The sequence below is a fragment of the Streptomyces sp. NPDC001634 genome, assembly GCF_040298185.1.
In the GTDB taxonomy this organism is placed as follows: domain Bacteria; phylum Actinomycetota; class Actinomycetes; order Streptomycetales; family Streptomycetaceae; genus Streptomyces.
Window position 1 is genome coordinate 24,122 of record NZ_JBEOZU010000047.1, and the last position, 19,042, is coordinate 43,163.

The following is a 19,042-nucleotide window of genomic DNA, read 5'->3' on the forward strand; positions in this document are numbered from 1 at the left end:
GCCCTCTGCCATGTCGACATGGCAGAGGGCCCCGGCCGTTCTCGGTCAGCGGTGCGTCACGTGTCGTTCCACTTGAAGAAGCGCAGCGTCAACGCGGTCACCACGGCCGTGAAGGCCAGCATGCCGCCCATGGTCGGCAGGGCCTCCAGCACGCCGCCGCCACGGCTGAGCACCGCCTCGCTGCCCTTCACGAGGTAGCGCAGCGGCATCAGGTACGAGATCGCCTTGACCCAGCCCGGGGCGTTGTCCAGCGAGAAGAAGGACCCGGACAGGAACGACATGGGCAGCACCAGCAGCTGGGCGAGACCGCCGGCGGACTCCTCGGTCTTGGTGACCGAGCCGATGAACAGGCCGAGCGACATCAGCGACAGGGTGCCGCACATCACCAGCGGCACGACCAGCCACCAGTTGCCGGTGAGCTGCAGCCCGAAGTACGGCAGCGTGGCCACCAGCAGGAACAGGGCCGTCTGGGTGAGCGCCATGAGCATGGTCATGGAGATACGGGCGGCCACGACCTCCCAGGCCCGGATCGGCGACAGCCGCATCCGCTGGAGGATTTTCTTGCGACGCAGGGTCACCAGCGTCAGCGAGGTGCTGAACACCGCGCTGGAGGCGATGGCCCATCCCATCAGACCGGGGGTCAGATACTGGATCGGCTTGATCGCCTGGTCCTCGACCTGACTGGCCTTCAGCGTGTACGTGGCCGGCCGGCCCGTCGCGGCCAGGTTCGCCTGCTCCAGCAGCGCGTTGAGCGTCGCGCGGGCGGAGGCGCCCTTGACCGGGTCGGCGGCGCTGTAGCGCAGGACGACCGTGCCGCCCTCCTGCTCGACCAGCGCGTCGAAGTCGCCCTTGCGCACCTTCTCCAGCGCGTCCGACTCGTTGCTCACCTTGGAGATCGCGGCGGCCTTGGACAGCTGCTTCTGCTGGTCCTTGGTGAGCGAGTCGAGCACCCGTACGTCGCCGACCTGGGCCACCTTGATGTGCGAGGTCGCGGTGCTCTTGAACAGCGTGCCGAACAACAGCAGGAACAGGATCGGGAAGATCAGCAGGAAGAAGATCGTGCCCTTGTCCCGCAGCACGCTGAGGATCATCGCCCGGGACAGCTCGCGGACCGGGCTGAGCCGCTCGTCCCCGGCGGAGTCCTTGCGGCCCGAACCGGCCTTCCTGGCGGGCTTCTTCCGCTCGGACGGGCCGGTCCCGGCTGTCTCCGCCGGTGCGGTTCGCGTGGTGGTCTCCTCGATGCTCACGCGCGGTACTCCCGTCCGGTCAGCTGGAGGAAGACGTCCTCCAGGGTGGCTCCGCGTACCTCCAGGCCGCGCAGGGCCCCTTGGTCGGCCAGGATCGAGAGCACCGGCCCCGGAGCGTGGGTGGCGACGCACAAGGAGACTCCGTCGTCCTCCACGGCGGCGCCGTCCACCCCGGCGGACTCCAACAGGTCCCGCAGGGCGTCCGGCTTGAGCAGCCCGGACTCCACGGTCACCCGCACCATGTCGTCCAGCTCGCGGATCAGGGCCGCCGGGGCGCCGGTCTTGAGCACCTTGCCGTGCTCCATGACCGACACCCGGTCACAGAGGATCTCCGCCTCGTCGAGGTAGTGCGTGGTGAGGACCACCGTGCGGCCCTCCTCATTGACGTCGCGCAGCAGGTCCCACAGATTGCGCCGGGCCTGCGGGTCCAGACCGGCGGTGGGCTCGTCCAGGAAGACGATCTCAGGGTCGTGGACGAGACCGCAGGCGATGGACAGCCGCTGCGCCTGGCCGCCGGAGAGCTTGTCCGCCGGCACGTTCCCGAACTCGGTGAGGCCGACCCGCTCCAGCATCGCGTCGGCCTGCCGGGCGCCGACCCGGTAGAAGGAAGCGAACAGCCGGATCGTCTCCCGCGTGGTCAGCTTGTCGAAGAACGAGGACGCCTGGAACTGCACGCCGATCCGGGTCAGCAACTCGTGATTGCGGGGCCAGGGGCTCTTGCCGAACAGCTCGATCCGGCCCTCGTCGGGCTCACGGACGCCCTCCAGAATCTCCAGAGTGGTCGTCTTGCCCGCGCCGTTGGGGCCCAGGATGCCGTAGAACTCGCCCGCTTCGATGTGCAGCGAGACCCCGTCGACGGCCTGGATGTCCCCGTACCGCTTACGGACGCCGTCCGCGACGATCGCCGCCGTCATGACGCCGCCACCCTGACCCTGCGGAGCCGTGTCCCGGCCCCGTCGCACATGAACTGAAGGTCCATCACTCGACTGTCGTCTCTCCGTGATCGGTTGAGGGATCGGGGTCGAGCCGGGGAGTTCCCGGCCTTCCGCCCGCGTCCGACCGCCGGCGGCCGGCAGCGGCCGGACAGGGACGGGAGCATGGGCGCTCTTCGGCGGTACGGAACTCCAGCCCAGCACAGGCGCCATGGCGACGGCCATCGAAGGCGACGAAGACTAGGGAATCGCCCCTACTCCGCTCCGCAGAAAGGGGAATGACTCCGTCCAGTACGGTCACCGACCGTACGTTCACGATAAGAGATCCGCGACGGCTCTCCGCCGCGGCCCGACAGGATCGAGGCCACCACGATGCCCCCCACAGCCCGGGACGAGGCCGTGCACCGCGACGGCGGACACGGCAGGCCCGGGGCCACCCCCCGCCCGACCTCCGCCGACCCTTCGACGGACCAGCCTCCTGCCCTTGCCCTGCTGCCGGTGGCCGCGATCGCCTGCGCCACTGCGGCCCTGCTGCTGCTCACCGCCCCCCGCTTCGGCTACTTCAGCGACGAGTTGTACTTCCTCGCCGCGGGCCGCCGTCCCGCCTGGGGATACGCGGACCAGCCACCGCTGTTACCCCTGCTGGCCCACGCCCTCGACGCCGTCTCCCACGGCTCACTGGTCTGGCTGCGCGCACCGGCCGCGGCCGTCACCGCACTCGGTGTGCTCACCGCCGCACTGACCGCCCGTGAGCTGGGCGGCAGACGGGCCGCCCAGATCGCCACCGCCGGGGCGTACGTCGTCTCACCCGTCATGCTGCAGATGGGCCATCTGCTCATCACCGCCACCCTGGACATCTTCCTGACGACGGTCACCACCTGGCTGCTGGTGCGCTGGGTCCGCACCCGGCGCGACCGGCTGCTGCTGCTCGTCGGACTGACCGCCGCGCTCTCCCTCCAGGTCAAGTTCCTCAGCGCCGGCTTCTGGGCCGTGCTCCTCGTGGCCCTGGTGTTCGCCGGGCCCCGGGACCTGCTGCGGCGCCCCCTGCTGTGGGTGTCGGCGGCGGGCGCCCTGCTCACCGCGGTGCCCGGTCTGCTGTGGCAGGCCCGCAACGGCTGGCCCCAACTGGCCATGACCAAGGTCATCTCCCATGAGGTCGCCACCGAGGAGGGCGGCCGGGTCATGTTTTTGCCCACCGTGCTGTCGGCCTCGGGACTCGTCGGCGCCGTACTCCTGAGCTACGGTCTGTGGCGGCTGCTCACCGCCCGCGAGGCGCGCCCCTACCGGTTCCTCGGACTGACCTTCGCCGGACTGTGCGTCTGTTACCTCGTCGTCCACGGACGGCCCTACTACGTCTCCGGGCTCTTCGCCGTCCTGTGGGCGGCGGGCGCCACGGGGCTGCAGCGGCTGCGCCCCACCCGCCCACGCGCCTGGTCGACAGCCGTGGCGTACGTGCTCTCGGCGGCCCTGGCGGTCCAGGTCCTGCCCGTCTACCCTGTTCACCGGCTGACCAGCCCCTCTGCCGACCGGCTGGCGATGGAGAGCGTGGGCTGGCCCGACCTCGCGACATCGGTGGCCCGTGTCTACAGCGAACTGCCTGCCGACCGGCGCCGCCGGGCCCTGCTGATCACCGACCGGTACGACCAGGCGGGCGCCCTGGACCGGTTCGGCCCGCAGCTCGGCCTGCCGCGGCCCTACAGTGGCCACCGAGGCTACTGGTACCTGGACCGCCCGGCCGACGACACCGCGACAGTTGTCTTCGTCGGTGCCGACGCCCGCTATCTCCGGCAGTTCTTCACCAGCGTGCGCCGGCAGGGCACGGTCACCAACGCCCAGAAGGTCCACAACCTCAACTGGGGCGCCCCTATATGGGTGTGCGAGGGCGAGCGCCGGCCGTGGCGCACTCTCTGGCCCCGCTTCTCCCATCTGAACGCCGACTCGGCGAAGAGGCAGGCCGATCCTCCGAGGCGGTGACAGAGCTGCGGGCCGCCCCTTTCCGGGACGGCCCGCAGCCCGCTCGTGTCGGCGCGATCAGCCCCAGGTCACGGGCAGCGCGTACACGCCGTAGTGCATCGCCTTGTCACGCAGCGGGATCTCCTGCGGCTCGACGGCCAGCCGGAGGTCCGGGAAGCGGTCGAACAGCTTCTGGAAGCCGATGCGCAGGGTCGCCCGGGCCAGGTGCTGCCCCAGGCACTGGTGGATGCCGAAACCGAACGCCAGATGGCGTCGGGAGGGGCGGGTGACGTCGAAGACCTCGGGGTTCTCGAACTGCTCCGGATCCCGGTTGGCGGCCGGCAGCGACAGCACCACGGTCTGCCCGGCCTCGATGGTCCTGCCGCCTACTTCGACCTCTTCCAACGCCACGCGGCTCGCACCCATATGAGATATCGTCAGATACCGCAGCAGCTCCTCCACCGCCCGCTCCATCAGCTCCGGCTGCTTGCGGATCTTCTCCAGCTGCTCCGGATGCTCCAGCAGCGCGAAGGTGCCGAGGCCCAGCATGTTCGGTGTGGTGTCCAGCGCGCCGCCGATGGTGATCCAGGCGATGTTCGCCAGCTCCTCCTCGGTCAGCTCACCGGTCTTCACCAACTTGCCGAGCAGCTTGTCGTTGGGCTCGGCGAACAGGTCCTTGACGACCCGCGCCAGGGTCTGGTCCAGCGCCGTGTTGTGCTCGACGAACTCCTCGAGCGTGTAGTCGATGCGCATGATCGCCGAGAAGTGCCTGTCGAGCTCGGCGATGTCCTCCTCCGGCACGCCCATCACCGAGTGCACCGACCGGTACACGACCTTCTGGACGAACGCCGGCAGCAGGTCCACCGGCGGCTCCAGCCCGGCCATCTCCTCCAGTACGTCGTCGATGATCCCGGCCAGCGTCGGCTCGTACTCCTGGATCTTGCGGACCGTGAAGAAGCCGGTCAGCAGCCGCCGGTAGTGCGTGTGGCCCGGCGCGTCCATCCGTACGAAGGAGCCGGGGCCCGAAGGCTGCGGGTCGTAGCTCTCCACCTCGAACGGCGGCGACGCCACCAGCGCCAGCAGCTCGGCGCGGTGACTGAACCGCGGGTCGGTCATGATCGCCCGCACGTGCTCGTGCCGGGTGACCAGCCAGCCATCGTTGCGGCCCGGCGCGATGTCGAACGTGACCGGACTGATCGGATCTTCCTCGCGCAGTCGGCGGTACTCCGGGTCGGGGTCGAAGGGGCAGGTGCGATCGGTCGGGATCACAGGTGGTTTCGGCTCGTAGGCCATGAATCCTCCGTCTGGTGGGTTCCGTCCGCCGGGTGCGAGGCCCTGTCGTCGAACTCCCGCCTGCCCGGCGACGCCGGGCCCACCCTCCGGGCGGACGACGGGAGTTCGACGACGGGACCTAGGCCCGCCGGACCGTGAGCGGCAGCTGCCGAAGACCGAAGACGTTGACGCGGTTGTCGAAGTAGGACAGCGGACTGCCGCGGTCGACCCGGATGTCGGCGTAGCGGTCGAGCATCAGATTGAGGGCGATCTGACCTTCCATACGGGCCAGCGGGGCGCCCAGGCAGTAGTGGATGCCGTGCCCGAAGGCGAGCTGCTTGGCGTTGGGCCGGCCCGGCAGGAAGCGGTCCGGTTCGGGGAAGACGCGCTCATCGCGATTGGCGGAGAGCAGCCAGAGGTACACCATCGTGTTCTCCGGCACCTTCTCCCCGGCGATCTCCACGGGAGCCGTGGGCACCCGTTCGATCTTCAGGAACGGTGGCCTGCAGCGCAGTACCTCTTCGGTGAACGGCGTGATCTTCGCCCGGTCCGCGCGCAACTCGGCGAGCAGGCCCTCCTCCAGATCCAGCGTCAGCAGCATGTTGCCCAGCAGCACGGCGGTGGTGACATGACCGGCCAGCAGCAGCAGTGCGGCGAAGCTCACCACGTCGTCGTCGTTGAGGCTCTCCCCGTCGACCTCGGCCCGCACCAGCAGACTCATCAGGTCGTCGTGCTCGCGCGCCCGCCGCTCGGCGACGTGCTGCCGTAGATAGGCGTCCAGCTCCTGCACGGTCCTGCCCAGGACCTCGGCGCCCTCGGGTGTCTCCCAGTCCACGGTCAGCAGGTTGTCGGCCCACACCTGGAACAGCGGGCGGTCGGACGGCGGCACGCCGAGCATGGAGGAGATCACGATGACCGGCAGCGGATTGGCGAACGCCTCGACCAGGTCGAAGCGGTCGCTGCCCGCCAGGCCGTCGAGCAGCTCGGTGGCCACCTCGGTGATCCGCGGAGCCAGCTCGTTGATCATCTTGGCGGTGAAGACCTTGCTCACCAGCCGCCGCAGCTTTCCATGCCGGGGCGGGTCCAGCAAAAGCAGCGTTCCGCCGGGCGGCTGCTGCTCGCCGCCCGACAGCCGGCTCACCGTGTCCGAGGAGAAGGCTGCCGGGTCGGCGGTGATCCGCTGGATGTCCTCGTGGCGGAACACGTGGTAGCGACCCGCCGGATCGCGCCACACCGGCTGCTCGTCACGCATCCGTCGCAGCCAGGCCAGCAGGGTCGCACCGCCGTCAAGACCCACTTCGGGCGGCGCGGAGACCTCAGGGCCGTCAGGAGCGGGCACGGCTGTCATCGGGAACCCCTCTCGTAGGGCAGGCCGCACAGGAGGCGGGCCGGGAGCGGCCCCAGCGCAGCACGCCCGGCGAAGCCAAGGCCAGAAAACCCGGGCAACTCTAGGGATTTGCCGGTGCCGGAGGCCGCGGGCCCGGCCCGGCGGGCAACTAGGGGATTTTTCAGAGTCGGAGGTCAAGCCGCCGTGGACGGCGCGGGCGCCCCCAGACTTGGCCGGGTTCGAGGTGTACGAGGAGCCATGCCGAGCGCGTGGGTGTCCGAGCCTGAGGAGATCCGGTGTTGTCTACCGTTCCGAGCGCAGCGGGCCTGCCGCCGGTCATGTCCGCCATGGTGCGCGACTGGAGCCTGGGGGCCGAGCTGTGAGCGAAGACCGCCTGCGGGACTACCTGAAACGGGTCACCGCCGACCTGCACCGCACCACCACCCGTCTGCGCGAGTTGGAGACCAAGGACCGCGAACCCATCGCGATCGTCTCCATGGCCTGCCGCTACCCGGGTGGTGTCCGCACCCCCGAGGACCTGTGGCGGCTCGTCGCCGACGGCACCGACGCCATCACCCCCTTCCCGGAGGACCGTGGCTGGGACGTCGACTCCCTGTACCACCCGGACCCGGAGCACCCGGGGACCTGCTACACCCGGGAGGGCGGCTTCCTGCACGACGCCGCCGACTTCGATCCCGACTTCTTCGGCATGTCCCCGCGCGAGGCCCTCGGCACCGACCCGCAGCAGCGGCTCCTCCTGGAGATCTCCTGGGAGGCGCTGGAGCGGGCCGGCCTGGACCCGGGGTCCCTCCGCGGCAGCCCCACCGGTGTCTTCGTCGGCGTCATGTACAACGACTACGGCTCCCGCTTCGACGTGCCGCCGCCCGGCCTGGAGGGCTTCATCGGCAACGGCAGCGCGGGCAGCATCGCCTCCGGCCGCGTCGCCTACACCCTGGGCCTGGAGGGCCCCGCGGTCACGGTCGACACGGCCTGCTCCTCCTCCCTCGTCGCCCTGCACCTGGCCTGCCGGGCCCTGCGCGCCGGAGAGTGCTCGCTGGCGCTGGCGGGCGGTGTCGCCGTCATGTCGACCCCGGTCACCTTCACCGAGTTCAGCCGTCAGCGCGGACTGTCGCCCGACGGCCGCTGCAAGTCCTTCGCGGACGCCGCGGACGGCACCGGGTGGGGTGAGGGCGCGGGTCTGCTCCTGCTCGAGCGGCTGTCGGACGCCCGCCGCAACGGTCACCGGGTGCTGGCCGTGGTGGCCGGTTCGGCGGTCAACCAGGACGGTGCCAGCAGCGGCCTGACCGCGCCCAACGGCCCCTCGCAGCAGCGGGTGATCCGGGCGGCGCTGGCGAGTGCCGGGCTGCCCGCCGCCGACGTGGACGCGGTGGAGGCACATGGCACCGGCACCACGCTGGGCGACCCGATCGAGGCGCAGGCACTGCTGGCGACGTATGGGCGTGACCGTGAACGGCCGCTGTGGCTGGGCTCGTTGAAGTCCAACATCGGCCACACACAGGCGGCTGCCGGTGTGGGCGGTGTGATCAAGATGGTGATGGCGATGCGACACGGGGTGCTGCCGCGCACCTTGCACGTCGACGCGCCGTCCTCCCACGTCGACTGGTCCGCGGGCCGGGTGAGCCTGCTGACCGACCCCCAGGACTGGCCGAGCACGGAAGAGCACCCGCGGCGTGTGGGCGTCTCCGCCTTCGGCGTCAGCGGCACCAATGCGCATGTGATTCTGGAGGAGGCCGAGGCGGTCGAGGAGGCTGCTGAGACCACGGAGCCGGGTGCCGGCGGGTTTGTGCTGTGGCCGCTGTCGGCTCGGGGAGAGGGCGCTCTGCGGGCGCAGGCGGCTCGGTTGCTGGAGTACTTCGATGCTGCGGTCGGGTCTCCGGTTGACGTCGGCCTGTCGCTTGCGGTGACGCGGTCGGCGTTCGAGGACCGCGCTGTTGTCGTGGGTTCCGGTGCGGAGGAACTGAGGTCCGGGCTCGCGGCGTTGGCGGCGGGCGGGACCGATGCGCGGGTCGTGCGGGGTACGGCGGCACGTGGGCGTACGGGGTTCCTGTTCGCCGGTCAGGGCTCCCAACGGCTCGGTATGGGGCGGGAGTTGTATGACACATACCCCGTCTTCGCCGAGGCGTTCGACGCGGTGGATGCGGAACTGCCGTTCCCTCTCCGGGAGGTTGTCTTCGGGGACGACGCCGAGCTTCTGAACCGGACCGAGTTCGCGCAGCCTGCTCTCTTCGCCCTTGAGGTGTCGCTGTTCCGGCTGCTGGAATCGTGGGGTGTGCGACCGGACGTGCTCGCCGGTCACTCCATCGGTGAGATCGCCGCGGCGCATGTGGCCGGTGTGTGGTCGCTGTCGGATGCGTGCCGTCTGGTTGTGGCGCGTGGCCGGTTGATGCAGGCGCTTCCGGCGGGCGGGGCGATGGTCGCGCTCCAGGCCGCCGAGGACGAGGTCCAGCCGCTCCTCAATGACGCGGTGGGTATCGCCGCGGTCAACGGTCCCCGGTCGGTGGTGATCGCCGGTGGGGCCGATGCCGTGGAGGAGATCGCCGCGCACTTCCGTGGCGAGGGCCGCAAGACCACGGCCCTGCGGGTCAGTCACGCCTTCCACTCACCGCTGATGGAGCCGATGCTCGACGACTTCCGCAAGGTCGCGCAGGAGTTGTCGTACGGGCGACCGAAGTTGCCCCTGGTCTCCACGGTCACCGGCGAGGCCGCGAGCGTGGACGAGTTGATGTCGCCGGAGTACTGGGTGCAGCACGTGCGCCGCACCGTCCGGTACGCCGATGCCGTACGCACCCTCGCGCAGAGCAGGGCGACCCGGTTCGTCGAACTCGGGCCCGACGGCACTCTCACCGCTCTCGCCCGCACCCTGCTCGACGACGACCGGCACATGGTGGTGCCCGCACTGCGCAAGGAGGGGCCGGAGGCGGGCAGTCTGCTCGGGGCCGTCGGTGCGCTCCACGCGCACGGGCACAGTCCGGACTGGTCCGCACTGTTCCCCGGCGCACGGAACGTCGAACTGCCCACCTACGCCTTCCAGCAGCGCCGCTTCTGGCTCGACCCGATTCCCGGCAGCGGGCGGCGCGGCGGGGGGCATCCGCTGCTCGGCTCCTCGGTGACCCTGGCGGACTCCTCCGCCGTACTGTCCACGACCGTCCTCTCCACCCGCATCCACCCCTGGCTGGCCGATCACGCCGTGGCGGGCACCGCCGTGCTGCCCTCGGCGGCGTACATCGACTTCGCCCTGCACCTCGGTGGCCGGGTCGGCTGCCACCACGTCGTCGAACTCGGCCAGGAGCAGCCGCTCGTCCTCGACGGTCATGAGCCGGTCGACATCCAGGTCGTGCTCGACGGACCGGGGGAGGACGGCATCAGGCCCTTCGCCTGCTACTCCCGGCCGGCCACTGCCACCTCCGCCGACGACGGTGAGGCCGACCGGCTCTGGACGTGCAACGCCCGTGGTGCTCTGGCACCGGCCGGTGCGGAGCCGGGGCTGTCCGCCCAGGACGAACCGGTTGGTGCGTGGCCACCGCCGGGTGCCCAGGCCCTCGACGCCGACGAAGTCGACGAGATCTACGGGAGTTTGCGGGAGCAGGGGCTGGACCACGGCCCCGCCTTCCGCGGACTGACCGCCGTGTGGCGGGCCGGGGACGAGGTGTACGCCGAGGTCGCCGTGCCGGAGGAGTTCCGGGCGGACGCCCTGCGGGTCGCACTGCACCCGGCGCTGCTGGACGCGGCCCTGCACGCGGCCCCCGCGCTCGGGCACCCCGGCGGATTCGCCGTGAACTGGCGGGACTGCACCCTGAATGCGTCCTCCGCGGAGGTGCTGAGGGTCCGGCTGCGGTCCCTGCCCGACGGCGCGCTGCGACTGGACCTCACCGACGAGTCCGGTGCCCCGGTCGCCGCCGTGGGTGCTGTCGCCCTCACTCCGGCCGGCGAGCTGTCCCTGCCCGCCGTGTCCCGGGCCGATGACGACCTGTTCGCCGTCGAATGGGCCGAGCTGCCCGCCGCAGCACGGCCCGCGCACCGGCCTGTGGTGGCCGTCGTGGGCACCGGACCGGCCCCGGCGGACGCCGACCGGTACCCGGACCTGGATGCATTCGGCACCGCTCTCGGCGACTCCGGCGTCGCCGTGCCGGACCTGGTCCTCGTGTCCTGGCAGAGCGACGGGGCGGAACTGCCCGCCGCCGTACACGAGTCGGCCTCCGCGGCCCTGGAGGTGCTGCAGCGCTGGCCGGCCGAGGAGCGGACGGCCGACGCCCGGCTGGTCGTGGTCACGCGGAACGCGGTGTCCGTCCGCCCCGGCGAGCCGGTCGCCGACCTCGCCGCGGCCGCCCTGCGCGGTCTGGTGCGCTCGGCGCAGTCGGAGAACCCCGGGCGCCTTCTGCTCGTGGACATCGACACGGACACCGGCGCAGAGGCCGGCACCGATGCCGAGGCCCTTCTCGCCGCCGTCGTCGACGCGGTGCAGGGCGGGGAGACGGAGATAGCCCTGCGGGACGGGCGCACGTACGCCGCCCGTCTGACCCGGCACCACCCGGTCGGCGCCGCCACGCCGGCCCTCGATCCGGAACGGACCGTGCTGATCACCGGGGCCGGCGGCACCGTCGCCGCCGCCGTCGCTCGGCACCTGGTCACCACGCACGGAGTACGCCATCTGCTCCTCGCGAGTCGCCGCGGCCCCGACGCTCCCGGCGCCGGTGAACTGCGCGCCGAGCTGGAACAGGCCGGTGCCCGGGTGACGATCGCCGCCTGCGATGTGGCCGACCCCGCCGCGCTGACCGCACTGCTGGCCGCCGTACCGCACGAGCATCCGCTCGGCGCCGTCTTCCACGCTGCGGGGCTCATCGACGACGGGGTGATCCCCGCGCTGACCCCCGAGCGGCTGTCGGCCGTGCTGCGGCCCAAGGTGGACGCCGCCGTCCATCTGGAGCGGCTGACCCGGGACCAGGACCTGTCGGCGTTGGTGTTCTTCTCGTCCGCCGCCGCCACCTTCGGCGGTCCGGGTCAGGGCAACTACGCCGCCGCCAACACCTTCCTGGAGGCGCTGGCGGTCACTTTGCGGGCGCAGGGCCGGCCCGCGCTCGCGCTCGGCTGGGGTCTGTGGGCCGAGGACAGCGGTATGACGGCCGGGCTCGGCGAGGCCGACCGCACCCGGATGGCCCGCGCGGGCATCGCGCCGCTGCCCACCGCGGACGCCCTGAACCTGCTCGACCTCGGACTGGCGCAGGACCGCGCGGTACTGCTGCCCGTCCGGCTCGACCTGGCGGCGGCTCGCGCCGCGACCAGCCCCACCCCGGCCCTGCTGCGCGACCCCGCCGCCACGCGCCGGGTCGCGGGGGCCGGCCGGTCCGGCGGGCGACTGGCCCGTACCCTCGCCGCGCTGCCGGAGTCCGAGCGGCCCGCCGCCGTGCTCCGCCTGCTCCAGACGGAGATCGCCACCGTCCTCGGCCACGCCGCGGACGCCCCGGCCGCCGACCCCGAACGCGCCTTCCGTGACCTGGGCTTCGACTCGCTGACCGCCGTCGACCTGCGCAACGCGCTGGAACGCCGGACGGGTCTCAGGCTTGCGCCCACCGTTGCCTTCGACCACCCCACCCCGGCCGCGCTCGCCGCCCATCTCCTGCGTTCCCTGCCGGCCGGTGACCGGCCCGCCCGGGCCACCACCGCCCCGGCCCGCACCGCGCACTCCGGCGCGGACGAACCCATCGCCATCGTCGGCATGGCCTGCCGGCTCCCCGGCGGAGCCGACACCCCCGAGCGGCTGTGGGACCTGCTCGCCTCCGGCGACGACGGTCTGACCGGCTTCCCCGACGATCGCGGCTGGGACCTCACGTCCCTGTACCACCCGGACCCCGACCACGAGGGCACCAGCTACACACGCACCGGCGGCTTCCTGACCGGAGTCGACCGGTTCGACCCCGCGTTCTTCGGTATCTCGCCGCGCGAGGCGCTGGCAATGGACCCGCAGCAGCGGCTGCTCCTCGAGGTGTGCTGGGAGGCCGTGGAGCGTGCGGGCGTCGACCCGCGTACGCTGCGGGGCTCCCGCACGGGCGTCTTCGCCGGCACCAACGGCCAGGACTACCCGGCCCTGTTGCGTACCTCCGCCGAGGACGTCGACGGCTACCTCGGCACCGGCAACGCCGCCAGCGTCGTCTCCGGCCGCATCTCCTACACCCTCGGTCTGGAGGGGCCCGCCGTCACCGTCGACACCGCCTGCTCGTCGTCCCTGGTCGCCCTGCACTGGGCGGCGCGGGCGCTGCGCGCGGGCGAGTGCGACCTGGCCCTCGCGGGCGGCGTCACCGTGATGTCGACGCCGGCGGCGTTCCTCGAGTTCAGCCGCCAGCGGGGCCTCGCCCCGGACGGGCGCTGCAAGGCGTACGCGGACGACGCGGACGGTACCGGTTGGGGCGAGGGCGCCGGGATGCTGTTGGTGGAGCGGCTGTCCGACGCCCGCCGCAACGGACACCGGGTGCTCGCCGTGGTCCGCGGCAGCGCCGTCAACTCCGACGGCGCCAGCAACGGTCTGACCGCGCCCAACGGCCCCTCCCAGGAACGTGTGATCCGGGCCGCGCTGGACGACGCCGGGCTCACCGCGGCCGACGTCGACGCCGTCGAGGGACATGGCACCGGCACTGTCCTCGGCGACCCCATCGAGGCGCAGGCGCTCCTCGCCACCTACGGCCAGGACCGCGAACGGCCGCTGTGGCTGGGGTCGGTGAAGTCCAACATCGGTCACACCCAGGCCGCCGCGGGAGTCGCCGGCATCATCAAGACGGTGCTCGCATTGCGCCACGGCGAGCTGCCCCGCACCCTGCACGCCGACCGGCCCTCCACCCATGTCGACTGGACCTCGGGTGCCGTACGCCTGCTGACCGAGACCCAGCCGTGGCCGCAGGACGAGGGCCGTCGGCGGCGCGCGGGAGTCTCCTCCTTCGGCTTCAGCGGCACCAACGCCCATGTGATCCTGGAGGAGGCCCCGCCGACCCCGGAAGCGGCCCCGGCCGCCTCCGGTCAGCCCGCAAAACATGCCGCGACCGCCTGGCCGCTGTCCGCCCGTACCCCCGAGGCGCTGCGCGCCCAGGCCGAAAGACTGCTCGACCACGCCGTCCGGCACCCCGAGCTGTCCGCCGCCGACCTCGGCCACTCCCTGGCGACCACCCGCGCCGCCTTCGAACACCGCGCCGTACTCCTCGGCAGCGGACGCGACGACCTGCTCGCCGAACTGGCCCGGCTCGCCTCGGGCGACCTGCGACCCGACGAGATCGGCGCCGCCGCCCGTGGCGGGCGCACGGCCTTCCTGTTCACCGGTCAGGGCGCCCAACGCCCCGGCATGGGAGGCGAGTTGTACGCGGCCTTCCCGGCCTTCGCCGACGCGTTCGACGAGGTGTGCGCCCACTTCGGCGCCGGAGTCCTCGATATCTCGCTCCGCCAGGCCGTCCTCGGCGACGCCGGACGACTGCTCGACCGTACCGGGTACGCCCAACCGGCCCTGTTCGCGCTGGAAGTGGCCCTGTACCGGCTCGTCCGGAGCCTCGGCGTGACCCCCGACCATCTGCTCGGCCACTCCATTGGCTCCCTCGCCGCCGTGCACGCCGCCGGAGTCCTCTCCCTCGCCGACGCCTGCGCCCTGGTCGCGGCCCGCGGCAAGCTGATGGACGCCCTCCCCGACGGTGGCGCCATGGTCGCGCTCCAGGCCACCGAGGAGGAGGTGCTGCCGCTCCTGGACAGCCAGGAGCACCTGGTGGGCGTGGCCGCCGTCAACGGCCCCCGGTCGTTGGTGGTCTCCGGCGAGGAGGCCGCCGTCCTCGCTCTCGCCGCCCGCATCGAGGGTCTCGGCCGGCGCACCAAACGCCTGTGCGTCAGCCACGCCTTCCACTCGCCGCTGATGGAACCCATGCTCGGCGACTTCCGCCAGGTCGCCGCCACGCTGGAGTACCACGAGCCCCGCATCCCCATGGTGTCCGACGTCACGGGCCGGCCCGCCACCGGCGACGAACTCGCCTCCCCCGACTACTGGGTGCGGCATGTGCGCCAGGCCGTCCGCTTCCACGACGGCGTACGCACACTGGAGGACCTCGGCGTACGCCGCTACCTGGAGATCGGCCCCGACGGCACGCTGACCGCACTGACCGCCGACGCCCTCGCCGCCCCCGCCGACGCCGCCACGATCGCGCTGCTGCGTCCCGGACAGGAGGAGCCCGGCAGCCTGCTCGCCGGACTGGCCCGCGCCCACGCGTATGGCGTCGACGTCGACTGGAGCGCCGCCACCGGGGGCTCCGGCACGGTCGTCGACCTGCCCACCTACCCCTTCCAGCGTCAACGCTACTGGCCCGCCGCCGGAGGCCGGAGCGCGGGCGACCTGGCCGCGGCGGGCCTTGCCGACGCCGGACACCCGCTGCTCGGCGCACGCGTCGACCTCGCGGACGCCGACGGACACGTCTTCACCAGCCGGCTTTCCGTGGCGGACCAGCCGTGGCTGGCCGACCACGCCGTCGGCGGCACAACCGTCCTGCCCGGCACCGCCTACCTCGACCTGGCGCTGCTCGCCGGCGAGCGCGCGGGCTGCGACCGGGTGGCTGAACTGACCCTGGTGGAGCCGCTGTTGCTCGCCGCCGGGCAGGCCGTCACGCTGCAACTGCGGCTCGGCGCGCCCGACGCCCAGGGCAGCCGCCCACTCGGCGTGCACTCGCGTGCCGCCGACGCCGCGCCCGACCGGCCCTGGACCCTGCACGCCGACGCCATCCTCGCCTCCGCCACCGCCCGCCCGGAGCCCGATGGCTCCGCGCTCGCCGCCTGGCCGCCCGCGGACGCCGAGGAACTGCCCGTCGACGACACCTACGACCGCCTCGCCGCGGCCGGATTCGGCTACGGGCCCGTCTTCCAGGGGCTGCGCGCCGCCTGGCGGCTCGACGGCGACGTGTACGCCGAGATCGAGCTCCCTGAGCAGGCACACGCCGACGCCGCCCACTACGGCCTGCATCCCGCCCTGCTGGACGCCGCCCTGCACGCCACCGCCTTCCTGTCCATGGACGGCTCCGCGCCCGGCCGGCTGCCGTTCTCCTGGCGGGACGTGACCCTGCACGCCACCGGCGCCACCGCCGTACGCGTCCGGCTCGCCCTGCGCGGCGACGATGCCGTCACCCTCGACGTCGCCGACACGACCGGACGGCCCGTCGCCTCCATCGGTTCCCTCACCCTGCGCGAGATCGACCCCGAGCGGCTGCGCGCACGGCCCGACCGGGGCGCGGGCGACCTGTTCCGGCTGGACTGGCAGCCACAGCCGGCCACCGACGGCCCCTCCGTCGACCAGCCGGACACGGACACGCTCACGGTCCTGGGAGACGCGGCGGGGCGGGAGTTCGCGGCACAACTCGCCGCCGTCGGCGTGACCGCAGACCTCACCGAGGCCACCGATCTCGCCGCCCTCGCGGCGGGAGCGGGGGAGACCGGGGCGTCCGCGCCGGGCACCGTCCTCGCGGTCGTACCCGACGACAACGGTCTCCTCGACCAGGCAGGTCACTCGGCGGCCCAGCACGCGCTCACCCTCGTACGGCAGCTGCTCGGCGAGCGGCGCCTGGACGCGACCCGGCTGGTGCTGGTGACCCGGGAGGCGTTCGTGCCGGACGGACCCGCCGGACCCGGACTGCGTCACCCCGCCGCGGCGGCGGCCTGGGGCCTGGTCCGCTCTGCCCAGTCCGAACACCCCGGCCGGTTCCTCCTCGTCGACACCGACAGCGCCGCCGCCTCACTGGCCGCACTGCCCTCCGCACTCGGCCGCGGCGATTCCCAACTCGCCCTGCACGAAGGCTCCGTGCACCTGCCGCGCATCGCCCGCACCGACCCGGACGCCGCGCTGCGCATCCCGCACCCCACGGCCGGGACGGCCTGGCGGCTGGACATGGTCCGCAAGGGCACCCTCGACGGCCTGGAACTCGTCGCCGCTCCCGACGCCGAACGCGCCCTCGCCGACGGCGAGATACGCATCGCCGTCCGCGCGGCCGGCGTCAACTTCCGTGACGTGCTCAACGCACTCGGCATGTACCCCGGCCCGGCCCGCGACTTCGGCCTGGAGGGCGCCGGCGTGATCACCGAGATCGGCCCCGGTGTGACCGGTTTCGCCGTCGGAGACAGCGTCATGGGCATGTTCCCCGCCGCCTACGGGCCCGTCGCGGTGGCCGACGCCCGCACCGTCGCCCGTATCCCGGACGGCTGGACGTTCGCCCAGGCGGCGACCGTGCCGATCGTCTTCCTCACCGCGTACTACGCGCTCGTCGACCTCGGCGGCATCACCGCGGGACAGTCCGTCCTCGTCCATGCGGCGGCCGGCGGCGTCGGCATGGCCGCCACCCAGCTCGCCCGCCATCTGGGCGCCGAGGTGTACGGCACCGCGGGACCCGGTAAGTGGGACACCCTGCGCGCGGCCGGACTGGACGGCGCACACATCGCCTCATCCCGCGACCTGTCCTTCGAGGACGCCTTCCGCGACGCGACCGGCGGCCACGGTGTCGACCTGGTCCTGGACTCCCTGGCCGGGGAGTTCGTCGACGCCTCCCTGCGGCTGCTGCCCCGCGGCGGACACTTCTTGGAGATGGGCAAGACCGACGTCCGCGACCCCGAGGACGTCGCCGCCCGCCACCCCGGCGTCCGCTACCGGGCGTTCGACCTCATCGAGGCCGGACCCGACCGCATCGGCGAGATGCTTACCGCCCTCGTCGATCTCTTCGAGACCGGGGTGCTCACCCCGCTGCCGGTCACCCCGTGGGACGTACGCCGCGCCCCGGAGGCCTTCCGGTACATGTCGCAGGCCCGCCACACCGGCAAGGTCGTGCTCACCGTCCCGGCGCCGCTGGACCCGGACGGCACCGTCCTGATCACCGGCGGCACCGGCGGCCTGGGCGCCCTGCTCGCCCGCCACCTGGTCACCGAGCACGGTGTACGTCATCTGCTGCTCGCCTCACGCCGCGGTCCGGCCGCTCCCGACGCGGCGCAACTCGCCACCGAACTGGAGGAGTTGGGTGCCGAGGTACGCATCCAGGCCGCCGATATCGCGGACCGCGACCAGGCCGCCGCACTCCTCGCCTCCATACCCGCCGGGCAACCGCTGACCGCCGTCGTCCACGCCGCCGGCGTCCTCGACGACACGGTCGTGGACCAGCTCAGCCCCGAGCGGCTGGACGCCGTCCTGCGCCCCAAGCTGGATGCGGCGGCCCATCTGCACGACCTCACCCGCCCCCTCGACCTGACCGCCTTCGTCACGTTCTCGTCCGTCGCCGGCACCCTGGGCGCCCCCGGACAGGGCAACTACGCCGCGGCCAACGCCTTCCTCGACGCACTCGCCGGGCACCGGAGGGCCCTGGGCCTGCCCGCCCTGTCGCTGCCCTGGGGACCCTGGTCCCAGGCCACCGGAATGACCAGCGGCCTCACCGACGCCGACATCCGCCGCATGGAACGCGCCGGACTGCCGCCGCTCACCCCGAAGGAGGGCCTGGCCCTGTTCACCGAGGCCCTGGAGCAGCCGGCGGCCGTACAGCTGCCCCTGGCGGTGGACACCTCCCGCCTCGGCGCCGACGGCCCCGTACCCCCGCTGCTGGCCGGCCTGGCCCGCGCCCGCCGCACCGTCGTGGAACGGAAACTGGCCGACCGGGCGGGCGACAGCGCGGACCTCGCCGCCGAACTGGCCCGGCTCGGCGAGGCCGACCGGCAACGCAGGCTCGTCGAGGAGGTCTGCCGCCAGGTCGCCGCCGTCCTCGGGCACGCCTCCGCGGCCCGGCTCGACCCCGACCAGTCCTTCAAGGAGCTCGGTTTCGACTCGCTCACCGCCGTCGAACTGCGCAACCGGATGAACGCCGCCACCGGAGTACTGCTGCCCGCCACGCTGGTCTTCGACTACCCGACCCCCGCCGTGCTCGCCGACCACCTGTGCCGGGAGCACTTCGCCGGTGCGACGGACGCCGGCCCGGCGGCACGGGCCGGGGACAGCGGTGGCGCGGGCGAACCCGACGAGGCCACCATCCGCAAGCTCCTGACGTCCATCCCCATCACCAAATTCCGCGAGTCGGGGCTGCTGGACGCGTTGATGGACCTGGCGCCGGCCGCGGTCCCCGCCGCCCGCGACGGCCAGGGCTCGACCACGGACGACGGCGCCGACGTGGACGTCGACGAGATGGACGTGGACGACCTGGTCCGGATGGCCCTGGGCGCCGACGACTGAGCGTCCTGGCCCCCTCCTTATCAACCCGTCCAGCCCGTCCGGCCCCTTGTCCGCATGTTGTCTGCATCGAAGCGCGAAGTGTGGA

5 protein-coding genes and 1 pseudogene are annotated in these 19,042 nt (G+C 72.6%); 2 read left to right on the plus strand and 4 right to left on the minus strand.

Annotated elements, in window-relative coordinates:
• Positions 1-56: 56 nt before the first annotated feature.
• Positions 57-1,247, minus strand: coding sequence for an ABC transporter permease (locus ABT186_RS28125; protein ID WP_351927411.1), 1,191 nt, complete (start codon positions 1,245-1,247; stop codon positions 57-59).
• Positions 1,244-2,161 carry an ABC transporter ATP-binding protein gene (locus ABT186_RS28130; RefSeq protein ID WP_351237759.1) on the minus strand — a complete coding sequence of 306 codons (918 nt, stop codon included), beginning with the start codon at positions 2,159-2,161 and terminating at the stop codon, positions 1,244-1,246. Before ABT186_RS28130 ends, ABT186_RS28125 begins: the two co-directional genes overlap by 4 nt.
• A gap of 390 nt (positions 2,162-2,551) precedes the next feature.
• Here ABT186_RS28130 and ABT186_RS28135 point away from each other — a divergent pair, with 390 nt between their 5' ends.
• Positions 2,552-4,153: an ArnT family glycosyltransferase gene (locus ABT186_RS28135; RefSeq protein ID WP_351927413.1), complete on the plus strand. Its 1,602-nt coding sequence runs from the start codon at positions 2,552-2,554 to the stop codon at positions 4,151-4,153.
• A gap of 57 nt (positions 4,154-4,210) precedes the next feature.
• Here ABT186_RS28135 and ABT186_RS28140 read toward each other — a convergent pair whose 3' ends face one another.
• Entirely contained in the window at positions 4,211-5,425 is a 1,215-nt protein-coding gene (locus ABT186_RS28140) for a cytochrome P450 (RefSeq protein WP_351232493.1), read from the minus strand.
• A 118-nt stretch (positions 5,426-5,543) separates the two neighbouring features.
• Positions 5,544-6,752, minus strand: a complete 1,209-nt coding sequence (locus ABT186_RS28145; protein ID WP_351232491.1) for a cytochrome P450 — start codon at positions 6,750-6,752, stop codon at positions 5,544-5,546.
• A gap of 373 nt (positions 6,753-7,125) precedes the next feature.
• Here ABT186_RS28145 and ABT186_RS28150 point away from each other — a divergent pair.
• Positions 7,126-18,957 (plus strand): annotated as a pseudogene (locus ABT186_RS28150) (SDR family NAD(P)-dependent oxidoreductase); the annotation flags it as partial.
• Between the last annotated feature and the right edge of the window lie 85 nt (positions 18,958-19,042).

Bases quoted from the DNA above. Each gene is read 5' to 3' on its own strand.
- ABT186_RS28130 (WP_351237759.1), bottom strand. From the start codon at position 2,161: ATGACGGCGGCGATCGTCGCGGACGGCGTCCGTAAGCGGTACGGGGAC.
- ABT186_RS28135 (WP_351927413.1), top strand. From the start codon at position 2,552: ATGCCCCCCACAGCCCGGGACGAGGCCGTGCACCGCGACGGCGGACAC.
- ABT186_RS28140 (WP_351232493.1), bottom strand. From the start codon at position 5,425: ATGGCCTACGAGCCGAAACCACCTGTGATCCCGACCGATCGCACCTGC.
- ABT186_RS28145 (WP_351232491.1), bottom strand. From the start codon at position 6,752: ATGACAGCCGTGCCCGCTCCTGACGGCCCTGAGGTCTCCGCGCCGCCC.